The sequence below is a fragment of the Microseira sp. BLCC-F43 genome (genome assembly GCF_041929235.1).
In the GTDB taxonomy this organism is placed as follows: Bacteria; Cyanobacteriota; Cyanobacteriia; order Cyanobacteriales; family Aerosakkonemataceae; genus Microseira.
Genome location: NZ_JBHFNP010000207.1, coordinates 23,388 through 46,797 on the forward strand (window position 1 = coordinate 23,388; position 23,410 = coordinate 46,797).

The 23,410-nt window shown below is 45.3% G+C and carries 17 protein-coding genes and 1 pseudogene; 6 read left to right on the forward strand and 12 right to left on the reverse strand.

The features are described from left to right. Nucleotides 1-20 precede the first annotated feature (20 nt). The 3 genes from ACE1CM_RS28315 to ACE1CM_RS28325 all read right to left on the reverse strand — a co-directional run bounded on the left by ACE1CM_RS28315 (nucleotide 21) and on the right by ACE1CM_RS28325 (nucleotide 3,869). Nucleotides 21-1,883: a hypothetical protein gene (locus ACE1CM_RS28315; RefSeq protein ID WP_374882198.1), complete on the reverse strand. Its 1,863-nt coding sequence runs from the start codon at nucleotides 1,881-1,883 to the stop codon at nucleotides 21-23. A 144-nt stretch (nucleotides 1,884-2,027) separates the two neighbouring features. After that, on the reverse strand, nucleotides 2,028-3,527 hold the full coding sequence (locus tag ACE1CM_RS28320) for an LCP family protein (protein ID WP_374882199.1): 1,500 nt from the start codon (nucleotides 3,525-3,527) through the stop codon (nucleotides 2,028-2,030). 195 nt (nucleotides 3,528-3,722) lie between these two features. Continuing rightward, nucleotides 3,723-3,869, reverse strand: coding sequence for a hypothetical protein (locus tag ACE1CM_RS28325; RefSeq protein WP_374882200.1), 147 nt, complete (start codon nucleotides 3,867-3,869; stop codon nucleotides 3,723-3,725). A 211-nt stretch (nucleotides 3,870-4,080) separates the two neighbouring features. On the opposite strand from ACE1CM_RS28325, the gene ACE1CM_RS28330 reads away from it, so the two are divergent. Continuing rightward, nucleotides 4,081-5,292 carry an anion transporter gene (locus ACE1CM_RS28330; protein ID WP_374882201.1) on the forward strand — a complete coding sequence of 404 codons (1,212 nt, stop codon included), beginning with the start codon at nucleotides 4,081-4,083 and terminating at the stop codon, nucleotides 5,290-5,292. A gap of 92 nt (nucleotides 5,293-5,384) precedes the next feature. Here ACE1CM_RS28330 and hetL read toward each other — a convergent pair whose 3' ends face one another. From hetL to ACE1CM_RS28355, 5 genes are all read right to left on the reverse strand, one after another. Then, on the reverse strand, nucleotides 5,385-6,134 hold the full coding sequence (hetL, locus tag ACE1CM_RS28335; protein WP_374882202.1) for a heterocyst differentiation pentapeptide repeat protein HetL: 750 nt from the start codon (nucleotides 6,132-6,134) through the stop codon (nucleotides 5,385-5,387). A 630-nt stretch (nucleotides 6,135-6,764) separates the two neighbouring features. Beyond that, on the reverse strand, nucleotides 6,765-7,874 hold the full coding sequence (locus tag ACE1CM_RS28340; RefSeq protein ID WP_374882203.1) for an RNA ligase family protein: 1,110 nt from the start codon (nucleotides 7,872-7,874) through the stop codon (nucleotides 6,765-6,767). Then, nucleotides 7,867-8,199 (reverse strand): hypothetical protein, encoded by a 333-nt coding sequence (locus tag ACE1CM_RS28345; protein ID WP_374882204.1) that lies wholly within the window; start codon nucleotides 8,197-8,199, stop codon nucleotides 7,867-7,869. The genes ACE1CM_RS28340 and ACE1CM_RS28345 overlap by 8 nt, the downstream gene beginning before the upstream one ends. A gap of 190 nt (nucleotides 8,200-8,389) precedes the next feature. After that, nucleotides 8,390-8,566 carry a hypothetical protein gene (locus ACE1CM_RS28350; RefSeq protein ID WP_374882205.1) on the reverse strand — a complete coding sequence of 59 codons (177 nt, stop codon included), beginning with the start codon at nucleotides 8,564-8,566 and terminating at the stop codon, nucleotides 8,390-8,392. Nucleotides 8,567-8,893: 327 nt separating this feature from the next. Further along, nucleotides 8,894-9,919: an ABC transporter permease gene (locus tag ACE1CM_RS28355; RefSeq protein ID WP_374882206.1), complete on the reverse strand. Its 1,026-nt coding sequence runs from the start codon at nucleotides 9,917-9,919 to the stop codon at nucleotides 8,894-8,896. 340 nt (nucleotides 9,920-10,259) lie between these two features. Between ACE1CM_RS28355 and ACE1CM_RS28360 the strand changes: the two are divergent. Both ACE1CM_RS28360 and ACE1CM_RS28365 read left to right on the forward strand, forming a co-directional pair. Next, nucleotides 10,260-11,464, forward strand: a pseudogene (locus tag ACE1CM_RS28360) (RNA-guided endonuclease InsQ/TnpB family protein). Nucleotides 11,465-11,506: 42 nt separating this feature from the next. Further along, nucleotides 11,507-16,096, forward strand: coding sequence for an AAA family ATPase (locus ACE1CM_RS28365; protein WP_374882219.1), 4,590 nt, complete (start codon nucleotides 11,507-11,509; stop codon nucleotides 16,094-16,096). A 114-nt stretch (nucleotides 16,097-16,210) separates the two neighbouring features. Here ACE1CM_RS28365 and ACE1CM_RS28370 read toward each other — a convergent pair whose 3' ends face one another. After that, nucleotides 16,211-17,860 carry an ABC transporter substrate-binding protein gene (locus ACE1CM_RS28370; protein WP_374882220.1) on the reverse strand — a complete coding sequence of 550 codons (1,650 nt, stop codon included), beginning with the start codon at nucleotides 17,858-17,860 and terminating at the stop codon, nucleotides 16,211-16,213. Between the two features lie 156 nt (nucleotides 17,861-18,016). Here ACE1CM_RS28370 and ACE1CM_RS28375 point away from each other — a divergent pair, with 156 nt between their 5' ends. Together ACE1CM_RS28375 and ACE1CM_RS28380 are read left to right on the forward strand one after the other, a co-directional pair. Beyond that, nucleotides 18,017-18,805 carry a DUF4058 family protein gene (locus ACE1CM_RS28375; protein WP_374882207.1) on the forward strand — a complete coding sequence of 263 codons (789 nt, stop codon included), beginning with the start codon at nucleotides 18,017-18,019 and terminating at the stop codon, nucleotides 18,803-18,805. Between the two features lie 24 nt (nucleotides 18,806-18,829). Continuing rightward, on the forward strand, nucleotides 18,830-18,985 hold the full coding sequence (locus ACE1CM_RS28380) for a hypothetical protein (protein WP_374882208.1): 156 nt from the start codon (nucleotides 18,830-18,832) through the stop codon (nucleotides 18,983-18,985). Nucleotides 18,986-19,421: 436 nt separating this feature from the next. On the opposite strand, the gene ACE1CM_RS28385 is transcribed toward ACE1CM_RS28380, so the two are convergent. Continuing rightward, the gene (locus tag ACE1CM_RS28385) at nucleotides 19,422-20,438 is read right to left on the reverse strand and encodes a sulfate/molybdate ABC transporter ATP-binding protein (protein ID WP_374882209.1); all 1,017 of its coding nucleotides are present in this window, start codon (nucleotides 20,436-20,438) and stop codon (nucleotides 19,422-19,424) included. 392 nt (nucleotides 20,439-20,830) lie between these two features. Between ACE1CM_RS28385 and ACE1CM_RS28390 the strand changes: the two genes are divergently transcribed. Then, the gene (locus ACE1CM_RS28390) at nucleotides 20,831-21,277 is read left to right on the forward strand and encodes a DUF29 domain-containing protein (RefSeq protein WP_374882210.1); all 447 of its coding nucleotides are present in this window, start codon (nucleotides 20,831-20,833) and stop codon (nucleotides 21,275-21,277) included. Between the two features lie 338 nt (nucleotides 21,278-21,615). On the opposite strand, the gene yidD is transcribed toward ACE1CM_RS28390, so the two are convergent. Together yidD and ACE1CM_RS28400 are read right to left on the reverse strand one after the other, a co-directional pair. Beyond that, nucleotides 21,616-22,071: a membrane protein insertion efficiency factor YidD gene (gene yidD, locus ACE1CM_RS28395; protein WP_374882221.1), complete on the reverse strand. Its 456-nt coding sequence runs from the start codon at nucleotides 22,069-22,071 to the stop codon at nucleotides 21,616-21,618. A 254-nt stretch (nucleotides 22,072-22,325) separates the two neighbouring features. Further along, entirely contained in the window at nucleotides 22,326-23,036 is a 711-nt protein-coding gene (locus ACE1CM_RS28400; protein WP_374882211.1) for a PEP-CTERM sorting domain-containing protein, read from the reverse strand. Nucleotides 23,037-23,410: the final 374 nt, after the last annotated feature.

Consider the following 23,410-nt stretch of genomic DNA (forward strand, 5'->3'; position numbering starts at 1 on the left):
CGTCAAGAAACCGGGGAGTGTCAATTTGATATCTTTTTGCCTGAACGCAATTTATTGGCGATCGCTTCGATTATTTGAGCTTCTTGGGATGTAATTATTCCATCTAATTGGGCAATTTTTTCGCATTGAGCCAAAAGTGGAATTGCAAAATCACCGTCGATTTGAGCGAGCAATGTTTCTAATGGGGGTGGGGAGTTAATATTGGCAGCGATCGCATCTAAAGATGCTGGACTAAGATTCGCTGCTTGTAATTCTGGCAAAATCATCTCCCAAGTTTTCCCTGCATTACCCGCCAAGACGACATGAACCAAAATTTGATCCATAATCGTTTCTTGAGTAATGGCTGCTTCTAAATACTTCTGACTTTCTGCTTGAGAAGTTTCCAGGGTAGCTTCCATTATTAAAGGATTGAGCTTCGCTTCATAAAAGCGACAAGCTCCATATCCCAGTGCATAAATCATAGCAGCATTAGAACTTGCACCGATCGCTGCGCCAGCTACGGGAATATTGCCTAAAAAACCCACACCTGCCTCAATAGCTAAACTCCCACTCAGCGATAAACCAAAAATTGTTAATATTTCGTGTTTTCGTTCTGATGATTGCAAATCCTGTGCGTAAGCAGCGGCAATCTGATAAACTAATTCTGCCGATAATGCAGTTGTAGCTGCTAAATCTATTCCGGCTAGTGCAATAGCTGTTCCAGGTATCAGATTGCTAAATAATCCACTTCCCGCTGCCAGCAAGGCTTTATCTAACATTAAGCGATGAGCAATTTGACGCGGTTGTTCGTCAGGATACCGCTCTTGTAATTTTGTGACTTCGGTTTCAGCTTGAACTATATCTACTTTGTCTATGATGCGGATCAGCCAATCTGTGCTTGCATTTGCAGCCGTTTGAATTGTTTTCCCAGTAGCATCAACAATTGGAGTGACTAAATCTGTAGTTCTTTTAACAATTGTCTGACTTGCAACTGAGGCAGTATTAATGATCGCTCCACCAATTTCTGTAGCCTTTCCCACCACATTTTTACCGGCGACTGAGGTATTGTTTGCGATCGATCCACCAATTTCTGCCGCTTTTCCTACCACATTTTTACTCGTTTGCAAAGCTGTATCAGCAATGGTTCCACCTACTCCCGTCGCTGTCTGCGCGATCGCGTTACTTGCTTGGGAGGTAGTATTGGCGATCTCCTTGGTAATTGACCCCCAAAAAGATGGTTGATTATTTTCTTTTGCTTTTACAATTGAGTTTGAAGATTCAACCTCTGCTGATATTTCATTGACTGGGTTTACCTGTGCTTCTAAATCAAATTCTTGTTGCCACTCGGGAAAATCTTCGCCTATTTCTCGCGCATATATTTTGACTTTCTTAAAATCTTCAATCCCTAAACTGTTTAATTTATCTCCGATTAGCGGAACGATTATGTTTTGAGTTGGCACTGGGGTTGATTCCAGCATAACCTGTAAGCAACCCGGTTTCAAACTCGCTTTAACTGTAATATTAGGAGAGTTTAACCAGCGATTTATCAGGTTAACGATCGCATTTGCATCACCTTGCTTTGCCAGTTGTTCCAACTCAGGCAGATTCTGCGTTACTAAATCAAATTCTTCATGCCATGCGGGAAAACTTTCCCCTATTTTACGTCCATAAACCTTTACCTTCTTAATTGATGCTGCTCCCAAGCTGGTTATCCCTTTCCGTATAATTGCGACAAGGGTTTGTTGATTTGGTACTTGCACCGCTTCGGTCATCACGTTCAAACAATCGTTTTTAATAGAGGTTTTTACAGTAATGCCTTTGGGTTGCAACTGGCGGTTGATTAGGGAAGCGATCGCTTCTGCATTTCCCTGTTTGGCAAGTTCCAGAATATTTGGCTTTGTCATAACTGGCGGCGCCCAGAAGCTTTTTTCCAATATACTATGCTCCCAGGGGGAATCGATCGGTGTTTTTACTGATATTTAGGATGCGATCGCTAACCAGTAACTAAAAGCCCCCCTCTCCTCGCAGGAGAGGGGATGGGGGAGAGGTCAAAACCCTGCTAAATAAGAAGACCAATCTTCTCCAATCCGCAGCGTTATATCAGACTCGATATCGCCTGTAGATGCAGACTCAATATTTCCCAATCCCAACTTATCTTTAAGTCTTTTTGCCGCTGCTATATCACCCTGTTGTACAATTATTTGAGTTTGACGTTCTCGCTCGGGCCAATCTTTGACTAAATAAATGTTGTTGAATCCCAAAGTTTTTAAGTACTGGGCAACTCGACGACTCATGTGGGGTTCGCCAGAGGCGTTTTGAACTGCAATGCGAATATTATCTTGGGAACGCTTGGTTTCGCGGGCAATATCGTTGCCATCGACGGCGAAGAAGTCGCGCATGACACGATCGCGCCCCCTGGGATCGACGATCCAGTGACTGGCATACTGTCTCGAATCGCTGAAATGACCGGGCAACATTACCATTTGGATATCCGCCCGATCGAGTTTCAGCCCGAAATTCGCCAGCGCCAGCATTTCTTCTAAACTAACGTTCGTGTCCACATATTTTTGCATCACCCGCAGCAACTGAGGCAAGCGGGGTAAAATCGCCGGACTGACCAAACGCTGTCGCAATGCTTTTAGCAGCACTTGCTGTCGCTGCACTCTGCCGATATCGCCGTATTTATCGTGGCGATAGCGGGCAAATTTTTCTGCTTGTTCGCCGTCGAGTAACTGCCACCCCGGATCTAAACTAATATTTAACTGCTGAGTTTTATCTACATAACGCATCGGGTAGGGGACGAATACTTCCACGCCGCCTACTAAGTCTACGAGTTCGCGGAAGGCATCGGTGGTGACGCGGACGTAACGGTCTATGGGTACGTCGTTGAGGGTGCTGCTGACGATTCTGGCGGCTAATGCGGGTCCGCCATCCGCGTTGGCTTGGTTAATTTTTTGGATGGTTAATTCCGGACTATCGACTTGGGTGTCTCTGGGAATCGAAAGCACTTTGACCGAGTTGTCGCTGGGGTCTACCCGCAGCAGCAGCATCGTATCGCTGCGACCATTGAAGCTGGCGCTTGAGTGGGGTGGAATGTTGGGAACACGGTCTATCCCCATGACTAATATATTAACCGGGCGGGTGAGGCGATATAAGAAGGCATCGCGCCACAAGTCTACAAGCGATCGCGCCTGCTTCTCTGGCACTACGCAGCGGGGTGGCGGACATATCGCCGTAGATAATGGCGTGATCAGCGCCAGCGTTGCTCCCAACGTTGCAGAAATGGTAGTTGTCAGGAATAATACCAGACTCCAGAACAACCATCTAGCTACCGACGACCTTCTTCCCGTGCTTGACTTGGTCTTTTCTGTATATTTAGAAACAAATAATGCTCGCCACAACCACCACTTCGTTATTGGATGCGGATCGTCGGTAGATTGGTTACTGTCTACCCTTGCTGTTATGGGAACAATTGCTCCCGCGGGTTCCTCAGATTCTCGCGAAAAGTTTGGAGTTGACTCGTTGTTAGGGATTTTCACTCCATCCACCACAGATATCTCCTACCACACCTGAAATACCACAACCCGCGTGTATCTTTCTCTACACTTAGGTCAAGGCAGATTATAACCCGAAGCCAGGAGAAACTCGATCGGAGCGGATGATGATACAAAATCAAGTGCTTTCGCAACAGACGCGATCGCTTGGGGGATGGTTGGAGCTATCTATCCGATTATGGAGAAATCCTAGCGATTTAACCGTACTTTTTTAGCCAATTTTAAAATCGAACCGCTCAGATGTTGGATTCCCCAAGACTGTTGGTTTTTTTGCGGTATCTGACCGCACACTTCCTGGGGCGACCAAAAATGGTCATCAAAATCGTAGTATGCCATATTTTTGGTTTTAATATTAATGTTTTGGCAATTGTACCGCTTTTACTTACACTGGCAAAGTTTCTGGTCGGCATCTCCCACCCAGCTTTGTCAAAGTCTCAAGAGTAAGACGAAGATTTTCTTAGCGTCCTTCGCGTCTTCGCGGTTTAAAAATTATTTTTAACCACGAAGACGCGAAGAGCGCGAAGGTAAAGAGTAGAGTTAGGTTTGTGTGTTTTTCCAGTTTATTGAAATGCTGCTGCAATATACGAGGTATTTAATTTTAGGGGTAACTTACCTGGGTCTGGTATGGGGAAATTTCCCTGGTTTAAGGATGAACCGACCTACGATTGCTTTGGTAGGTTCGGCTTTTTTAATTGCGTTGGGTGTATTAGATTTGCCAGAGGGTTGGCAGGCAATTGACCCCGGTACGATAATTTTCCTACTAAGCTTGATGATTGTCAATGCGAATCTATCTTATGCGGGTTTTTTTCAATTGGCGCTGGCATCGCTGTTGCGGTTTACGCGCAGTCCGTTTGGGTTGTTGGTGATTTTAACGTTTGGGGGCGGGATTTTATCGGCTTTTTTCTTGAACGATACGCTGGCGTTGGTGTTTACGCCGCTAACGTTAGGTTTGACGCAAGCTTTGGGGTTAAATCCGATTCCTTATTTATTAGCAATCGCAGGTGCTACCAATTTGGGTTCGGTGGCGACTCTGAGCGGTAATCCCCAGAATATCTTAGTTGGGACTTTTTCTGGGATCGGTTATCTAAAATTTGCCCAAGTGCTGACGCCGGTGGCGCTAGCGGGTTTAATCGTACAAGTTGGACTGTTGTGGTGGCTTTATCCGGAGGTGCGTTCCGGCGCAGCTGGCGATAATTTTACTCTACCGCGCTACCGCCTCCACAAGCCTTTATTAACTAAAACTTTGGTAATCACAACAGGATTGTTAATTGCGTTTGTGGTTGGGGTTTCTTTGGGAAAAGCGGCGTTAGTCGCGGCGGCGTTGTTGTTAATTACCCGGCGGGTCAAACCAGAACGAGTTTTAAAGCAAGTGGATTGGAATCTTTTGGTATTGTTTTCGGGGTTGTTTATTCTCACCGAGGCTACGCAAAAACTCAATCTTTTACAGGCATTTACGGGTTGGGTGGGAACGCCTGCGGGGTTGTTGGGAACGATTGCAATTTTATCCAACATAATTTCTAACGTGCCTGCGGTGTTGTTGGTGGAACCGCTGATTGGGCGCGAAGATACTCGCGCTTGGTTGCTGTTAGCTGCAGGTTCTACTTTAGCGGGAAATTTGACCTTGTTTGGTGCTGTGGCTAATTTAATTGTTGTGGAAGCTGCGGCTAAGTTGGGTTACAAGTTGAGTTTTTGGGAGCATTTACGTTTTGGTTTGCCTCTGACAGCGATTACTCTGTTGATGGCTTATTTTTGGATTTAGGAATCCCAGCAATAGACCCCAGAGGAAAGAGCGTCCTCTGCGCTTAGTTTAAAAAAGTCTTTACCCGCAACTCGAATCGGATTGCTACACCTTCAATCGTGAATCTTGCCATCGGGCATAATAGCGCCTTGCAAGTTAGCATCGGTGAGGATAGTGCGGGTAAGGTCGGCTCCTTTTAGATCCGCTTTTTGTAAGTTCGCTCCGGTTAAGTCGGCATAGCTGAGGTCTGCTTCTTGTAAGTTTGCTTCCCTTAGATCTGTCGGGTGGGATTTGTCGTTTCCCCTGCCTAAAACGGCGCGGCAAAGTTTGGCGCGCTTTAAGTTCGCCCGTTGCAGTAATGCTCCGCTTAAGTTGGCATAACTCAGATCGGCTTCTTTTAAGTTGGCGTCGCTCAAGTCGGTTTGTCGTTCGGAATTAGATCGCAAGTTGGCTGCAAATAAAATTGCCTTTTCTAAATTCGCCCCGCTTAAGTTGGCGTCGGACAAGCAAGCTTTGGCGAGTTTAGTTTTTTCCAGGTCAGCTTTCACTAACTTGGCTCCGCTTAAATCTGCTTCCCGCAATTCGGCTTTGCTCAAGTCGGCTTCGCTCAGGTCGCATCCCCAGAGTATGCTTTCGCTCAAGTTCGCTTTCGACAGATCCGCTTTCGCTAGATTCGTTTGTCCTAGCCTTGCTTCCCGCAAGTCGCTGCGACTTAAATTAGCGCCCGCAAGATTCGCGTTGACTAAGTTGGCTTCTCGCAGCGAAGCCAAAGGTAGGTCTATTCCAGCAAAATCACGCTCATCGGCTGCGTATCGTCTCAAAAGTTCATCCGCATCCATGTCTTTCTCAAATTGTTGATTCAAAACCTTTCCCACCTGGTTCCTCCGCTATAACCCGGACTTACTCTAGCCTAATCGCAACATGATTACCCAGATTCCAACTGGATAAACCCGTTTTAGCGATTACTCCGATGGCAATCGATTAGCTAGGCACAAGGTTTCAGCTTCCCTAACCTCCTGGCGAATTTTATCATAAATGGTCAATTTTGCAATGGCTTTTCCCCGCTATATAGCTTTATTTAATCAAACAACGCTAATCATTTTTAAATTTTAAAATTTATTTCGTGTAACGGAACGTAAAGGGTCAATTTTTATTGACACCATTCTCAATTATTCCACGAATTTACTTGCTTTGAGGCCAAAAATTCAATTATCATAATCAAGGCGTCGTATGACTAAAAATGCCATTTTGGCGAGCGATAAGCCTTAAACCCTATTAATTTCGTTAGTGGGACGCCAAAATTGTCAGGGAACATTGATAAATACTTAGGCAAAAATTGTATAAAAAAAACAATTAACCACCGATCTTTGGTAAATTCTCCAGACCATGTCAAAATACTATTGCTATGATTGGGATTTGCTGATATAATTACAAGCCCGGAGATTGAAAAAGCCAGAATTCTCAGGAGTGGCACGGGGAAAAAATGGCAGCATTTAAAGACATTTTCCAATAAATTTTTCGGCCTCGTTTTCTAATTTATGGATTAAAGTTTGCTGACTTGGGTGGGGTAGACTTTGAAAGAATTTTCCATACTGGTCTTGAAAGGTTTCGAGGGCATCGGCTACGAATAATTGAACTAATTGGGATTTGAGTTTGACATCGGTTGGCGAGACTCTACCAATTTTAGAGATAGCGTTATGCAAGGGATTTTCGGTAACCATTGCTAGTAGTGCTTGAGTTAACCATTCTTCGGTACTGGCAAGATAAGAGGAATGCTGATTCCATTTCTGCGCCTGATGAAAGCGGGTTTCGGAGAAGTCGGGGATTTTGATTTTCAGAATGGGTCTAATTTTGCCTTTGGGAGTCTCGACCCAGATAGATTGGACTGGTTTGATGACAATGCCTTCGGCGCGATTGCTAAAGGGTAATTTTGGCAATGATAGTAAAGCTGGGATAGTAGACTCGAACTCTGGGTTATAGGTAATGGCTCTGTCGTATTTACCGATGAAGAGGGGGGAAGCGCAGAACATGCCGACTTGCTGACAGAGGTGGAGGGTTTGGTTGTAATCGAAGTAAGTTCGGGAGGCGGGATTGTTGTTGGCGATCGCCGCAATATCGAAAGCACAGAATTGGATATTGGGGGAATAGTAGACGCCGGTTTGTACTGGTTGGATATGGGGAGTTGGAGGAACATCTGGGTGGGGATACTCGCCCCCAAACAATTCGCCGTAAATTGAAACGCAAAGGGGATGGTTAGAGGAAGTTTGGAGCATCTGGAAAATTTCCCTAACCTGGGGGACCAACTGACTCTCAAAAGATTTAAACCCAAAGAAATCTTCCCCTGGTTCCAGAAACTCTTTGCGTTTGGCGAAGCGGACTATTTCGCCATCGGTGACGATGCAGAAATTAGCGCCGTGAATTTTTTCAGTGACGACCCAGTAGGTTTTGTTGAAAGCGCGATAGTCGGAGGGGGAAAGATTCCATTGATTCGGACTATCGGCAATTTTCTCGTAACTGACGAAGTGGGGAGGCGGGTTCATCTTTATTTCTCGGAAATTGGCAATAAATTTATCCCGGTCATAGTCTGGTCCGTAATTATCCAAGTTCCCGACCCTGGAGAGAGTTTAGCACCCCACTCACCCTTGTGGCGATAGATTGATCGATGGCGCAGCAAGCAGCTAAAGGGTCGTGGAACACTTTCCCGTGGGGGCGAACGCGCAGGTAGATATCGATTCCTTGCCAGATTAAGGATAGAGATAAACTTTTATCTTTAACTGCTGCGAGTTGCCCGTGCATTTCCCAGTCATAGCAAATGCCGTAACAGACATTTTTAGAGACAAATCGTTTGACGGCAATACCCAGATAGGCGAGTGCAGCTAAAGCGGATTTCGGGTCGCCGTTGAGGTTGTAGCTCCGACAAGTTACCAATCCTTTGAATTTATCTAACTGTTTATCTGGGGGGATGACGCCAACGCCAGCAAATCACGGGGCGACCCAAGGACAGACTGGGAAATTTAATCGGATTGCGCTGCCCAAATTTTTCAGCGACGCCCCTGTAGTTAGCGTTGTATTCGAGTCGCAATAGCGCCGCAAAACTTCGCCGCCATCTTCAGCATTGTCAGGATGTGGGAATATCGCCTGCACGGATATCGAGGTTAAAAAAAGAAAGCGCTTTCCTCACCAATCCAATCTGCTGCGGCGAACCTGGGGTAATCGTTACTGCTTTAAGGTTGACTGCTGGATGTCCTAGTAACAGTAACAGCGTGAGGAAGTCATCGGGGTCGCCGGTTTCCATGTCCCAAACTACATCAATCGTTAGTCTTTTCCCTGTGGAAGAAGGGAAGAATTATTGAACCGCCAAGAAGCCATAGACAAGGGTAGCGTCTTCTCGAAGAGTAGAACGCCAAGGAAGAAGAAGGGAAGAATTATTGAACCGCGAAACGAAGGACAAGAAGGAAGAGAAGAAGAAGGGAAGAATTATTGAACCGCCATAGACGCGCAGCGACTTCCCGTAGGGTAGACGCCAAGAACGCCAAGGAAGAAGAAGCGAAGAAGAAGGGAAGATGATAGGTAATCTGGTGGCGTACTAGGAGTAAGTCGATCTGCGATCCCTCTCTCGTTATTAATACCGAATGCGCGGGTCTATATAAGCGTTGACGATATCGATCAATATGCTGGCGAAGACTACTATGGCGCCGAAAAAGACCATGATTCCCTGTACTGTGGTGTAGTCCCGTTCCGAAATGGCTTGGTAAAGTTGATTTCCCAATCCAGGCCAAGAAAAGGTAACTTCGGTTAGTACTGCACCGCCTAGCAAAGATGCGAAGGTCAAACCCAAAATTGTAATCACGGGAATCAAAGCATTTTTGAGGGCATGGGCGAACAGGATTCGTCGTTCGGCAATGCCTCTGGCTCTCGCGGCTTCTACGTAATCTGCTTTGAGGGTTTCTTTTAAGTTGACTCGCACTATTCGCTCGAATATACCGCTGATTAGAATGCCTAAAGTTAGGCTGGGGAGGGCGAGATAGTAAAGCGATGTCAGCAACTGACTGATGTTGCCGTTGAGCAGGCTATCGATGGCGTAAAGTCCGGTAATTGTGGGTGGTGCTTCTAAGGCGAGGGGGAAGCGAGTACCCAAGGGAAACCAACCGAGTTGGACGGAAAAAATTAACTGCAAAATCATTCCGAACCAATACATAGGTATGGCGTAGGTGATGATGCCAAATAAGCGTCCGCCTGCGTCGAAAGCAGAATTGGGTTTCGAGGCGGAAAGTGCGCCGACGCCGACGCCGACAAGGAAAGCGATCGTCATGCCAAATAAGGATAATTCCAAAGTCGCGGGGAAATGTTGCCAAATAATCTCCCAAACGTTTTGACCCTGACTGGTAATCGATGTCCCTAAATCGAATTGCAATATCTTGCCCAAATAGCGGAGGTATTGCACTAGCAATGGGTCTGCCAATCCTAATCGCTGGCGCAATTCTTCCTTGGCTTCATCGGCAGCGCGACCGCTGAGTAATGCATCGACTGGATCTCCTGGTGTGGCGCGTAATAAGAGGAATACCAGGGTTACGATGGTCAAAATCATTAACGGCGCTAGGAGCAAACGCGCCAAAATGTAATACTGTAAAGCTTTGGAACGGGACATAAGGTTGAGGAGGTGAGAGATTGGCTGTCCAAACAATATCGTAAGGTTTGATGGCACTTAGAGCGGACTCGCTTGTCACCGGAAGAATACTCGGGTAATGAACCACAGAGGCACAGAGGACGCAGAGGAAAGAGAAAAGCAGAGGTAGGCAATCTTGGATGTGGATTTTGGATGGTCTGTCCCCTGGTTGGGAATACTAACTGGGAGTTAAAATCTTTCCATGAGTTCCCAGATGCTAAATTTACCAAAAAAATGGGTCTAAAGCCTCCCCCTTCTAGGGGGACTTTTCTTGATTCTTCATACATGATAGAATTATCTATACCAAACGCAACAACGTAAAATGCTGGTATTTGAGGCAAAACTTGAGGGAGAAAAACAACAGTACGAGCGGCTTGATGAAGCCATCCGTACTGCGCGTTTTATCCGCAATTCTTGCATCAGATACTGGATGGACAATCAAAAGATCGGACGATATGAACTGAGTGGTTATTGCAAAGTTCTTGCCAGAGAGTTTCCTTGGGCAAACAAGCTCAACTCTATGGCTCGTCAGGCTTCTGCCGAAAGGGCTTGGTCTGCTATTGCTCGGTTCTACGACAACTGCAAAAAGAAAGCAGCGAAGAAGGGGTACCCACGCTTTAAGAAACATCAAACACATGGTTCTGTTGAATACAAAACTTGTGGTTGGAAGCTCTCGGAGGATAGAAGAACTATCGCTTTCACCGATGGCTTTGATTCGGGGAGTTTCAAGTTGTGGGGAACTCGTGACCTGCATTTTTATCAGTTGAAACAGATTAAGCGAGTCCGGGTTGTTCGTAGGGCTGATGGGTACTACGTTCAGTTTTGCATCGCTCAAGAGCGGATTGAGAAACGAGAACCAACTAATAAGACTATTGGTCTTGATGTTGGGCTGACTCACTTCTACACCGATTCCAATGGTCAGACTGTTGAAAATCCCCGTCATTTGAGAAAGTCCGAAAAAGCATTGAAACGGCTTCAACGCAAACTTTCTCACACTGAAAAAGGCTCTAAGAACAGAGCTAAGGCGAGAAACCGCCTGAGTCGAAAACACCTCAAGGTAAGTAGGCAGCGTAAAGAGCAATGCTCGTGAAATTGGCAAGGTGCGTAGTCCAGTCTAACGACTTGGTTGCCTATGAGGACTTGCAGGTGCGGAATATGGCGAAGAACAGAAAACTGGCTAAGTCTATATCTGATGCTGCATGGTCGGCTTTTCGCCAGTGGTTGGAGTATTTTGGCAAGGTATTTGGCACGGTGACGGTTGCAGTTCCACCCCACTACACAAGTCAAAATTGTTCCAACTGCGGGGAAGTTGTCAAGAAGTCTTTGAGTGTGAGAACACATGTTTGTACTCATTGCGGACATACTCAAGACCGCGATTGGAATGCTGCACGAAACATACTTGAGAAAGGACTCCGTACTGTGGGGCACACAGGAACGTTAAACGCCTCTGGAGACATCGACCTCTGCATTGGCGAGGAAACTCCTCAATGTAAGCCGAGTCGCGGAAAGAGGAAGCCCAAAGAGTAATCTTTGGAATCACCGTGGCTTTAGCCCGGTGAAGATGTCAAGATCCCGGAAAAGCTCTACGGTAGAAAGGCGGAAGTTGCAACCTTACTAGCGGCTTTTGAACGAGTAGCAGGAAAAAGAGACGCGGCGAGGCGGGGACTCTCTGACGCGGAGATGGAAAAATCCCAAATCGAATTAATGTTGGTTGCTGGTTTTTCGGGGATTGGTAAAACCGCTGTCGTGAATGAAGTTCACAAACCTATCCTTCGCCAGCGCGGTTATTTCATCAAAGGCAAATTCGACCAACTCAACCGCAACGTTCCTTTTTCTGCCTTCGTGCAATCCTTCCGAGATTTGATGCGGCAATTACTCGCCGAAAGTAACGAACAGATGGCAAGGTGGAAAGCGGAAATTTTAGCCGCGTTGGGAGAAAATGCTCAAGTAATTATTGAAGTTATACCGGAACTGGAATCAATCGTTGGCAAGCAACCTCCTGTGGTGGAACTGTCGGGAAGTGCAGCTCAAAATCGGTTTAATTTATTGTTTGGTAAATTTATCCGCGTCTTCGCCACCGCAGAACATCCCCTGGTTATTTTCCTCGATGACTTGCAATGGGCAGATTCCGCTTCGTTAAAGTTAATGCAAGTGCTGGGCAGCGAAAGCGAAATCCGTTATTTGCTGTTAATTGGAGCTTATCGAGATAATGAAGTTTATCCCGCCCATCCCTTGCGATTGACTTTAGAAGAAATCCAGAAGAGTGGGACAAAGGTAGAAACTATCACCCTCGCGCCTCTATCCCAGTCAGACCTCAACAATTTAATTGCCGATACGCTCAATTGTCCGACAGAAAGGGCAATGCCTTTAACCGAATTGGTCTATGGGAAAACTCAAGGCAATCCCTTCTTTAGCAATCAATTTCTCAAAGCATTGCATGGGGATGGGTTGATTGCTTTTGATGCGGAAAATAATTGCTGGGAGTGCGATTTGGGACGAGTGCGATCGCTCGCCCTCACCGATGACGTAGTAGAATTTATCGCAAGTCAATTGCAGAAGCTGCCAGCACCAACTCAAACCGCCCTCAAACTCGCTGCCTGCATCGGCAATCAATTTGATTTAAACACCTTGGCAATTGTTACAGAACAATCCCAAACAGAAACCGCCGCAAACTTGTGGCAAGCTTTACAAGAAGGGCTACTTTTACCTATCGGCGATCTTTACAAGTTTTTTATCCACGATGGCATCAATACCCAATTACCAATTTCCCATCCCGAATTACCAGGTTACAAATTTATCCACGACCGAGTGCAGCAAGCGGCTTATTGTTTGATTGACGAACAGGAAAAACAAGCCACTCACTTAAAAATTGGGCGATTGCTGTTAACCCATACCCCTGAAGCAGAATGGGAAGAAAACATATTTGAAATTGTCAACCATTTGAATTACGGTCGGCAGTTGATTGCCTCTCCCAGGGAACAAGATCGATTAGCGCAGTTGAATTTATTAGCCGGACGCAAAGCTAAGGCAGCAACAGCTTATGAGGCGGCGCGTAAGTATTTTACCTTTGGCTGGCAATTGCTCGCGCCAAACAGTTGGCAAACTGATTATCGATTAACTCTAGCTTTGTCTGAATCAATCGCAGAAGCAGCCTATCTATGCGGCGAGTTTGACCAGATGAATCAATGGGTGGAAATCGTTCTGCAACAAGCAGAAACCCTCTTGGACGCCCTGAAAGTATATGAAATTAAAATTGTAGCTCTCACTGTTCATGGTCAACAAATTGAGGCATTAAATTTAGCAATTTCTGTTTTAGAACGGGTCGGAATTAGTTTTCCAGAACCAGAGAATATAGAGGCGGAAATTCAGGTAGAAAAAACAGCGATCGCCACTTTTTTAGCCGGAAAATCAATCGAGGATTTAACCTATTTACCCCCCATGACCGATCCGGATAAGCTGGCTGCTATGCGGCTACTGTTCGGTGTGGTTACTGCTGCTTATAAAGTAGCTCCTAACTTGTTGCCTTTCATCATATTTAACCTGGTTAAATTATCGTTTAATTTTGGCAATTCTCCCGCTTCACCCTATTCTTATTCGTTGTATGGAATGATTGTTTGTATCGAGGGGAATATCGAGTTAGGCTATCAATTCGGCAAACTGGGTCTGAATTTGTTAGAACAATTAAATGCCAAAGAATTTAAAGCCAAGGTGATTGATATATTTTTTGGCACGATTGGTCATTGGCAAGATAGTCTAGCTCAAAGTTTGTCACCTTTGCTAGAAGGTTATGCTAGCGGACTAGAAACTGGAGATTTAGAATTTTCTGGCTATTGTGCTTTTATTTATGCTTACCATTCTTTTTGGGTAGGTAACTCACTTGGGGCGTTGGAAACAGAAATGGTTTCCTACGCTGATGCACTGGGTAAAATCAAGCAAACAGCTACGCTAACTTATCATCAAATTTATTGGCAAACAACTCTTAACTTGCTAGGAAAAGCCGAAAATCCCTGCTATTTAGTAGGGGAAGCTTACGACGAGAATCAAATGTTACCTTTGCACCAACAAGCGAAGGATCTCAATGCCCTTTCATATTTTTATGCGTGCAAACTGCTTCTTTGCTATTTGTTTGGCGCGTTTCCACAAGCGTGGGAAAATGCCCAACTAGCAGAAAATGCTGTTTCAGGAGTGACAGGACAAATAGTCGTACCTTTGGTTAATTTTTATGATTCTTTAACCAGACTGGCTTTGTATTGCGATACATCTTCATCCCCACAGTCTCCTCTGCTCGAAAAAATTGAATCAAACCAAAGAAAGATGCAGGATTGGGCAAACTATGCTCCGAGCAATTTTCTGCACAAATTTCATTTAGTAGAAGCGGAAAAACACCGGGTTTTAGGTGAAAATGTCGCAGCAATGGATTTATACGATCGCGCAATCAAAGGAGCAAAAGAAAACGAATACGTCAACGAAGAAGCTTTAGCTAACGAATTGGCTGCCAAATTTTACTTACAATGGGGTAAGGATAAAATCGCCCAAACTTATTTAATCGATGCCTACTATTGTTATTCCCGTTGGGGAGCGAAAGCTAAAATTGAGGACTTAGAACGCAAATATCCCCAACTTCTCGCTCCGATTTTGACCCGTCAAAACAATAACCAAATCACAAATGGGACGATTGCATTAACGTCTGTAAGAAGCGTCACATCAACCAGTTTAGAAAATTCAGTGGTTTTCGATTTAGTAACAGTAATCAAATCCTCGCAAGCGATTTCCAGTGAAATTGAACTGGAAAAATTAATGACTGCTTTGATGCAGGCGCTGATTGAAAATGCTGGAGCGGAAAAAGGATTTCTCATCTTATCCAGAGACGAAAAACTTATCGTCGCTGCTGGTGCATCGGCAGACGAAAAAGAGATAGTTTTGCACCAATGTATTCCCGTTGACGAGTTTGATGAATTGCCAGTAACGGCAATTAATTATGTCGCTCGCTTGCGTCAGGATTTAGTTTTAAGTCATGCAGCTAAGTCAGATGAATTTATCCGCGATCGCTACATCGCTGCGAATAATTTAAAATCGCTTTTGTGTACTCCCATAATCAATCGAGGTCACCTCATAGGAATTTTATACTTGGATAATAATTTAATTGTTGGTGCCTTTACTCCCGAAAGGATGCAAATTGTAAAAATCCTGTCTTCCCAAGCAGCAATTTCGTTAGAGAATGCTTTCCTATATGCAAATTTAGAAACGCAAGTGTCACAGCGGACTAAAGAATTAAATAAAAAAAATGCGCGGTTATATCAAGCTTTAGACCAACTTCAACGGACTCAAGCTCAAATGATTCAGAGCGAAAAAATGTCCAGTTTAGGACAAATTGTCGGGGGAGTCGCCCACGAAATTAACAACCCGATTAATTTTATATACGGCAATCTCGAACACGCCAATCAATCGGTTAAACAATTGTTAGAACTGATTGGTTTATACCAGCAGGAATATCCCGAAACAGTGGCGGAAATTCAAGCAAAAATAGAAGAAATAGAGCTAGATTTCCTCGCCGAAGACTTGCCAAAAATGCTGACATCGATGAAAGTAGGAGCAAACCGCATCCGCGATATTATCCTCAGCTTGCGGAACTTCTCCCGACTCGATGAAGCGTCGCTGAAACCAGTGGATATCCATGAAGGAATTGAGTCTACATTACTGATTTTGCAGCATCGACTCAAGTCAGGGGGTATTGAACTAATCAAAGAATATAGTCAGCTTCCCAAAGTTACCTGTTACGCTGGCGAAGTCAATCAGGTTTTCTTGAATATTTTGAATAATGGGATTGATGCTTTGGAAAATGGTAATGAGACAGGAAGTTCCCAGAAGAAATTACCTACAATTCGCATCCGTACTGAAGCGATTGACTCAGACTTGGTCAGAATTCGCATCGCGGATAATGGTTGTGGGATAGGGGAGGATGTGCTTTCAAAAGTTTTTGAACCGTTTTTCACGACAAAACCCGTGGGTTATGGCACGGGTTTGGGTTTGTTCGTCAGCTATCAAATTATGGTAGAAAAACACGGGGGAAATTTAACGTGTTTTTCTACCCCAGGAGAGGGTACGGAATTTATCATCGATATTCCTGTAAGCGCGATCGCTACATCGGGGCGAGTTTAGTTCAATGCGATATCGTTTCCGGTTGCATCTGAATGATTAAACCACAGAGACACAGAGAACACAGAGGAAGAAAGAAGAGGGGTGGTTGAGTAGGATTTGGTGTTATTGGTAAAACTATGCTCCTTTTTGAATTTTCCAGAGGGGAAGCTGCACAATTGGATCTAATTGAGCATTCTGCAACCCTTTTCTGGCGAAGGCGTAGTCTTTGGTCTGCCACAAAGGAATGATGGGAACATCTTTCGCCATGATGTCTTGAATTTCGGCAAAGATTTGCTGTCGTTGCTGGGGATTTTGTTCGCCGAGTTGCTGTTGGATGAGTTGGTTCATGCGATCGCTATAATAAAATGACCCCTGATTCTGACTCCCGCCTTTCTCGCACCCCGTCTTCGCCGTACCTTTTTCGCACTTTAAAAACGGTCGAATAAAGTTATCGGCGTCGGAGAAGTCGGGATACCAATTCACCAATGCTGCTTGATAAACTCCTTTGCGAATATTGGCAAAGAAACTAGCAGACTCTTCCGAACGAGGTTCGATCTCAACAACGCCTGCTAATTGCGACTTGACGTATTCTTTCAAGGTACTGGAAACTTGCTGGCGAATTGTCGATGCGGAAGGATACCAAACTTCTATCTTTAAAGGTTTCGCTTGAGAAAATCCTGCCTTGGTTAGCAATTCTTTTGCTTTGGCGATATTACTTCCATCCCCGTAAGCGTCTTTATAAGTTGGTTTGGAAACGTCGAAGGTGTTGGGAATCATGCTGTAGGCGGGTTCCCCTTGGTTTCGCAATACGCGCTCTACAATTAAAGGACGGTTGAGGAGGGAGGCGATCGCTTGTCTGGTCTCGACTTTATTCAAAGGTTCCGACTTGGTATTCAATACCATATAATTAACCACGTTCCCCTTGGTCTCCAATACCTGCCAACCTCCCGACGCCGCATCCGCTTGCAGCTTGGCAATCTGATCCGGATCTAAACTTTGATAGGCAATATCGATCGCACCCGTGCGAAATGCATTAAATAAGTTCGCCGAACTCGTTAAAAATTGAAAGTCTATCCCTTTGTTCGGCGGTTTTTCGCCCCAATACTGGTCAAAAACATCCAAGCGAATCAAATTGGGATTAAATTCTACCAATTTATAAGGCCCCGTGCCGACAAATTTCGTCGGATTAAACTTCCCGCCACCAATCTCGTAAGCTTTCGGCGAAATCGCGCACAAACCCGAATAGGATAACACTGCCGGAAACGGCGCAAAGGCATTTTTCAGTTTAATTGTCAGTTCGTATTCTCCCGAAGCCTTGACAGATTCAACTAAATCTGCTATTAGCGAACTGGGTTTACCGCCATTTTGCATAAATCTATCGAGGGAAAACGCCATTGCTTGGGCGTTAAAAGGCGTCCCGTCGTGGAAAACAACGCCCTGACGCAGGGGGATAGTGTAAGTTTTGCCATCGGGACTGATTTTGGGGAGGGCGGTGGCGAGTTGGGGTTCGAGTTGGGTGGTTCCCAACTTGTAGGAGTAGAGGCGATCGCCCAAACTATAAAGTACGGTACTCGATGCTAGTTCATAAGCATCCGCCGGATCGAGAGTGCGCGGTTTAATCGTCATCCCGACTGTAACGCGCCCCGAATTGCTTCCCGTCGCGGGAGTGGGTGCATTAGCGGAGGGACGCCTACCGCAACTCGTGACCAGCAACAAACAGAGACAGAACAAACCGAGAAATTGAACTAGGGAACGAAATGATTTAGATCCGGGTAACCAAAGCATGGGTACTATTTGCGCCAAAGTTAGTTCTGAGTAGGGGCGGGTTTTACAGACTATTTTGAGATACTCGCAGATAGTTTACATAAACCTGCCCCTGAGTATAGCAGCAGAGCGCGCCGCCAGCAGAATAAAATAATTTTAGTATCGCCACAACTTCTCATGCCATCTCCATTTCCGGGTATGAACCCTTACCTCGAAGGTTACCTTTGGTCTGACGTGCATAATGCCTTGGCGAATAAAATTCGGCAGATGTTAGTCCCCAAACTCCGTCCCCGATATACGGCAAGATTAGAAATTTATTTGGTGGAAGATACCGCACCGGAAACAGAAATTGGGATTCTATACCCCCATGTGGAAATCCTTCATAAAAAGCAGACTCAATCTATTAATTTACCCTTTGGTAGCTCTGCTGCAACTGCGACGACTCCTGCTGCTTTAAAGTTACCAGTTTTGCAGCCAGTTGAAGTAAGAATTCCCAGCATCGAAATCCGAGATACTGCTAAAAATATCCTTGTAAGCTGTATTGAAATTCTCTCCCCTGTCAATAAGCGAGAACCGGGATTAACTGCTTATCGGCAAAAACGTCAGCGTCTCTACCAAGCAAACGTACATCTGATTGAAATAGACTTATTATGGCGGGGAACTCGTCCTTTTAACCATCCGCGTCTGCCAAATGCGAGTTATTTAATTACCCTGACTCGCGCTCAATCTGGGATTGTAGAAATTTGGCCTATTTTGTTACAAGATTCCTTACCGATTCTACCAGTTCCGTTACGGGAACCGGACGCCGATATTCCCCTCGATCTTCCCACCGCTTTGAATGCAATTTATGATGAGGCAGCTTACGATCTTTCGATTGATTACAGTCAAATGCCGCCGCCTCCGGTATTTTCTGAAGCGGAGATGGATTGGATGCGATCGCTTCTCGCCCAGGAAAATTTAGGTTAAATTGGCAGCGTTCTTTTAGACTACGTGAAATCTCTGATTGCCAATGTGTTTGCTGCGATTAAACTTATACTATTAACTCAAGTTGCTAGCTACATCCAAGGACAAAGAAACTTTGGTGAGCGGAAAAATCCGGCGTTTGACCGCAAAGAAACTTTGGTGATCGGAAAAATCCGGCGTTAGAAACCGGGTTTCTGACTGGGGTAATCGGTAATTCTCAATAGTGCATCGCATTTTACTCCAATTACCAATTAGCTATTAGCCATTAGCAAGCTTAACGCAGATGAAAGTTACGTAACTCAATACAATGTTTCAGCGAGGAAAGTGTTAGTCCCTGCTCAGCTGACTATCACTTTAAATGGGAAGTGGAAAGCAGATATTCCATTTTGCCCTAAAGATAATATGTCAGACATCGAAGTTGCAAATATCATTAAAGGTCGTTTAAACGAAAGCGGAATACCTCAGTTAAAGTTTTCATTTAAATCTGAGTCCACACGCTAGCATCTTACTCTGCAAAACTGAAACTTGGAGCATCAGCGCAGGCGAGATGCCTACCCCACAATCAGATTACTTTTCTTGTGGGGTGGGTAGTATTGCCCGCCCAACTATATCCACCCAACTAAATCGAATAATACAGGGGAAAAGACTTGGCATCCTTGGGTTTTACATACACTCGCTCTTGCGGTTCCAACTTTAACTGATCGAAGCGCTCTCTGGTCAAATGCGCGGTCAAAACTTGACCATCATCTAAAGTTAATTCCGCCTGAATTTCCCATCCCAAATGAATCAAACGACTCACTCTCGCCGCTACCGTCGTGCCGTTTGGTTCTCTTTGCACCAAAATATCGTGAGGTCGTAAAAATATTTCCGGTTGCGCTGATTCAAACCCATTCCCTGCAAACATGCGCGATGTACTTGGCAATACGTTTACTGGACCGATAAAACTCATGACAAACGCCGAAGCGGGATGGTCGTAAATTTCTGCTGGCGTCCCCACCTGTTCGACGCGCCCTTTATTCATCACCACAATCTCATCGGAAACTTCCATTGCTTCTTCTTGGTCGTGGGTGACGAATACTGTAGTCACGTGGACTTCGTCGTGCAGGCGACGCAACCAAGCGCGCAAGTCTTTGCGGACTTTAGCATCTAATGCGCCAAATGGTTCATCTAGCAACAAAACTTTAGGTTCAACCGCCAATGCCCGCGCTAAAGCCACCCGCTGACGCTGACCTCCAGATAGTTGGGATGGGTAGCGATCTCCCAATCCCGACAACTGCACGAGTTCTAGTAATTCCTCCACCCGCGCCAGGGTCTTGGCTTTGGCTGCTTTGCGAATTTCCAACCCAAATGCGATATTCTGACGCACGGTCATGTGCTTGAATAAAGCGTAATGCTGGAACACAAACCCGATGTTGCGCTCCTGTACGCTTTGATTGGTAGCATCTTTGCCAGTGAGCAATATTCTGCCAGTATCCGGCATTTCCAAACCGGCTATTAACCGCAACAGGGTGGACTTTCCCGACCCCGATGGCCCAAGCAAGGCTACCAGGGAACCGAATTTGATTTCCAAGCTTACATCGTCTACGGCTTGGAAACTACCGAAGTGTTTTGATACCTTCTCAACAACAATGCCCACAGGCAAAACCTCTAATAACCCGTTCTGTAATCGCAGTAAGTCCAATTCACCGGGTATTAAAGGACACCAAACTTCGGCTCAACTTACGATTAAGCGCTCCCAGTTCTGCCAAATCCCCAGTTAATTGCTGGACTTACTGTAGTTTATACCATATTAGGAAAAATTTTTGCATCTTTTATTACCCGATCGGTGAGTCCGACTAGGTGCAAAGTCAGGAAAAATGTAAATCAGCTATTGGTTCTCGAGTGAGGGACTTGTGGCTGGCAAAAGCTCCGAGAAAGTAGAATTGAGTCAGTTTGGCATGAACACCCCAGCCAAATCGTCTGTAGAGAACGATCGTCGCACAATCTAGTGGGCGAAATTGTTGATTAAAGTTTGAGCGCAGAAACAAGATGACACAGATTGTTACGCAATCTCTGTTATACGCTCGCGACTTTGTGGCATGGTGTGAAGATACCGTAGCCAAATTAAAAACAGGTCGCTTCGCTGAGATTGATATTAACAGTTTGAGCGAGGAGATAGAAGGCTTGGCGGGACGGGACAAACGGGAATTGAAAAACCGCTTAAGACTACTTATCAACCACTTGCTCAAGCGAATTTATGTCGAATTTACTGATGAATATCCGGGTTGGGAACTGACAATTCGAGAGCAACGCAGACAGATTTTAGACTTATTAGAACAATCTCCCAGCTTGGGAAATTACTTGGTCGAGGTATTTGCCAAATGCTGGGAAGATGCACTTACAGATGCAAGGGAAGATTATCCAAAGGTACAGTTTCCTGATGAATGGATGTTTAGCCTGGATATTGATGCCTTACTGGGCGAGAAGTTATGGTAAAGCGCCAGAAAAGCCCTTATGTGGCAAAGGCAGAGCCTTTTTGCTCTAGTTCCCAGGTTCAACCTGGGAACTAGCATTTGGAACTACGAGCGAACAGCATTACTGCTAAAGAACCCACATTCCGCACCCTTAACGGTCACAATCTGTTTTGCGATCGCATTAATTGGGATCAACAAAAATATCCAATTGCGTAGGGACACGGCATAAGTAGGCTTTGCTGCTAACGAAAAGAAGATCTTACGCCGTGTCCCGACAACCAAATCAGACTTTACCCACGATGAACCTAGAAAAGAAGCTCACCTGCTAGCCTAACCCAACCGATACTACCGGACACGATATCACAGTTGGGGGCGTTTGTTGTATAGCTTGTAGCTGAGAAAGCGAGGAGACAGAATTGCCAAACCTGCGGCAGCGCAATCGCAGCTAGCGCCATCCAAAGAACCGCAATCGGCAAGGGAGCAATCTGGAATGGCGCTGGCAGTCTCGCAGCCAAACAGGGTGCAATCGCACAGATGCGCAGGATTCTGGCAATTATTTGCCGATCTTTGTGAATTCTTGTGATTTCCTGTCTCGGATTCGGAGTCTTCTGACTGCTGAGACCGGAGGATGAGACTTGCTCGTTTACAAGCTTGAAAGCGTTCCCTGGCGCTGCTCAAAGCTTCTAGCAAGCCTTTTTGAGCGATCGCGCGTTTAACATACCCAGAACAAGACTCGCCGCCATACAGCACCCTGTGGGCGCAGTCAAAGCCCTTATGTGGCGAAATATACCGCTGATAGGCTTTGATAGAAGCGATATGCCGACCGCACGCTTCGCGAACGCAACTTGTCGGGCAAGCAAATCAAGAAGATTAATTCTGCGAATTCTCAGCATGAATTTGTAGTAGCATTTGAACGCCAAAAATGTAGAGACGTTATATGTAACGTCTCTACATCAGAACTACAAACCTTCACTCCTCAATTTCTGAACTTGGTTTTTAGTTTGTTTCAACTGACTTTAGCTAAAAGCCATGGGATTTAAATCCCTAGCAGCTCTAGCGGTTTATTAACCTTAACCTTGATGTTGCTGCTTGCGCTTTAATCCCGAAGTGGCAGCTATTGCACCGACGGCTAGCAAACTGATCGCCGAAGCTGGTTCGGGAACGGCTTGGATTTGTTGGGCTAGATACATCTGACCGAAGGCAAAACCACCAGCACTACCAGATTTATCAGTGATTGTGATGCTGGAAATTTGATCTCCGTCAGTAGCGTAGAACCCGAAATATTTTGCACCTGCGAAACCGTTAACAAACTGCGACAGAGTTGTCGTAGTTCCACCAATCGCCGTTATTTTAATCTCAAATAAACTAAACACGTTTGGTTCCACGTAAAGATCGAACGCACCAATCAACGAGGGCAGTGTAATCGTTGTGGTCGTACTACCGTCGTTAAAGTATACCTCGCCTGTATAGCCATTGCTCCAAGTTGCCCAGCCGTTACCAATCCCTAGTTTATTAACAGGAGAGCTGAAGCTTAGGGTGCCCAATGGTGACGAAAGACTGGATAGGTTGGAAAACAATGGTTCGGGACCATTGGGAACCGCAACCATGTTGAAACCGAGATTAGAAATCGTGTTCGACCCACTTATCCGGGAACCCGAATCATCCACTGATAAAATTGCCGCCTCGGCTGGGGGAGCCTTAGCTAAAGAAGCTCCCAGGGATAGAAATGTTGCTCCAGCAGCAGCCATCAATAATTTTTTCACAAAAGTTGTAATAGACATAATTACTGGTTTTACCCCAGATGTAAAGTTTGACATTCGGAATCATTTGGACATGGTATCTCTCCCGCCACGTTCAAATAAATCCTGGTGAAATTGCCACAGCAATTCACCGAATTAGAACCAAGGAACTATCGCGTATTCTGTAGATGCCAAAAACCTGTACTTTCAGAGCGGACGGAGAGCGAATCCGTCATCATTAGTTATTGCTCTGATAGTTGACCGCTTAACAAGATGCACGCACTTTTTACAGCTCTTGTTAATCTCTCGGTCACTTGTGATTTATCCCTTAAATCTAATTTGGCATACCCTGATGATTTTTTTTACGTATATTCGTTAGATTTACCCAATCTTTAAGTAATTAGACCGGGAAAATC

Excerpts from the sequence above, each read along its gene's own strand:
- ACE1CM_RS28315 (WP_374882198.1), bottom strand. The coding sequence starts at position 1,883 with ATGACAAAGCCAAATATTCTGGAACTTGCCAAACAGGGAAATGCAGAA.
- ACE1CM_RS28325 (WP_374882200.1), bottom strand. The coding sequence starts at position 3,869 with ATGGCATACTACGATTTTGATGACCATTTTTGGTCGCCCCAGGAAGTG.
- ACE1CM_RS28350 (WP_374882205.1), bottom strand. The coding sequence starts at position 8,566 with ATGGAAACCGGCGACCCCGATGACTTCCTCACGCTGTTACTGTTACTA.
- ACE1CM_RS28355 (WP_374882206.1), bottom strand. The coding sequence starts at position 9,919 with ATGTCCCGTTCCAAAGCTTTACAGTATTACATTTTGGCGCGTTTGCTC.
- ACE1CM_RS28370 (WP_374882220.1), bottom strand. The coding sequence starts at position 17,860 with ATGCTTTGGTTACCCGGATCTAAATCATTTCGTTCCCTAGTTCAATTT.
- ACE1CM_RS28375 (WP_374882207.1), top strand. The coding sequence starts at position 18,017 with ATGCCATCTCCATTTCCGGGTATGAACCCTTACCTCGAAGGTTACCTT.
- ACE1CM_RS28390 (WP_374882210.1), top strand. The coding sequence starts at position 20,831 with ATGACACAGATTGTTACGCAATCTCTGTTATACGCTCGCGACTTTGTG.
- ACE1CM_RS28400 (WP_374882211.1), bottom strand. The coding sequence starts at position 23,036 with ATGTCTATTACAACTTTTGTGAAAAAATTATTGATGGCTGCTGCTGGA.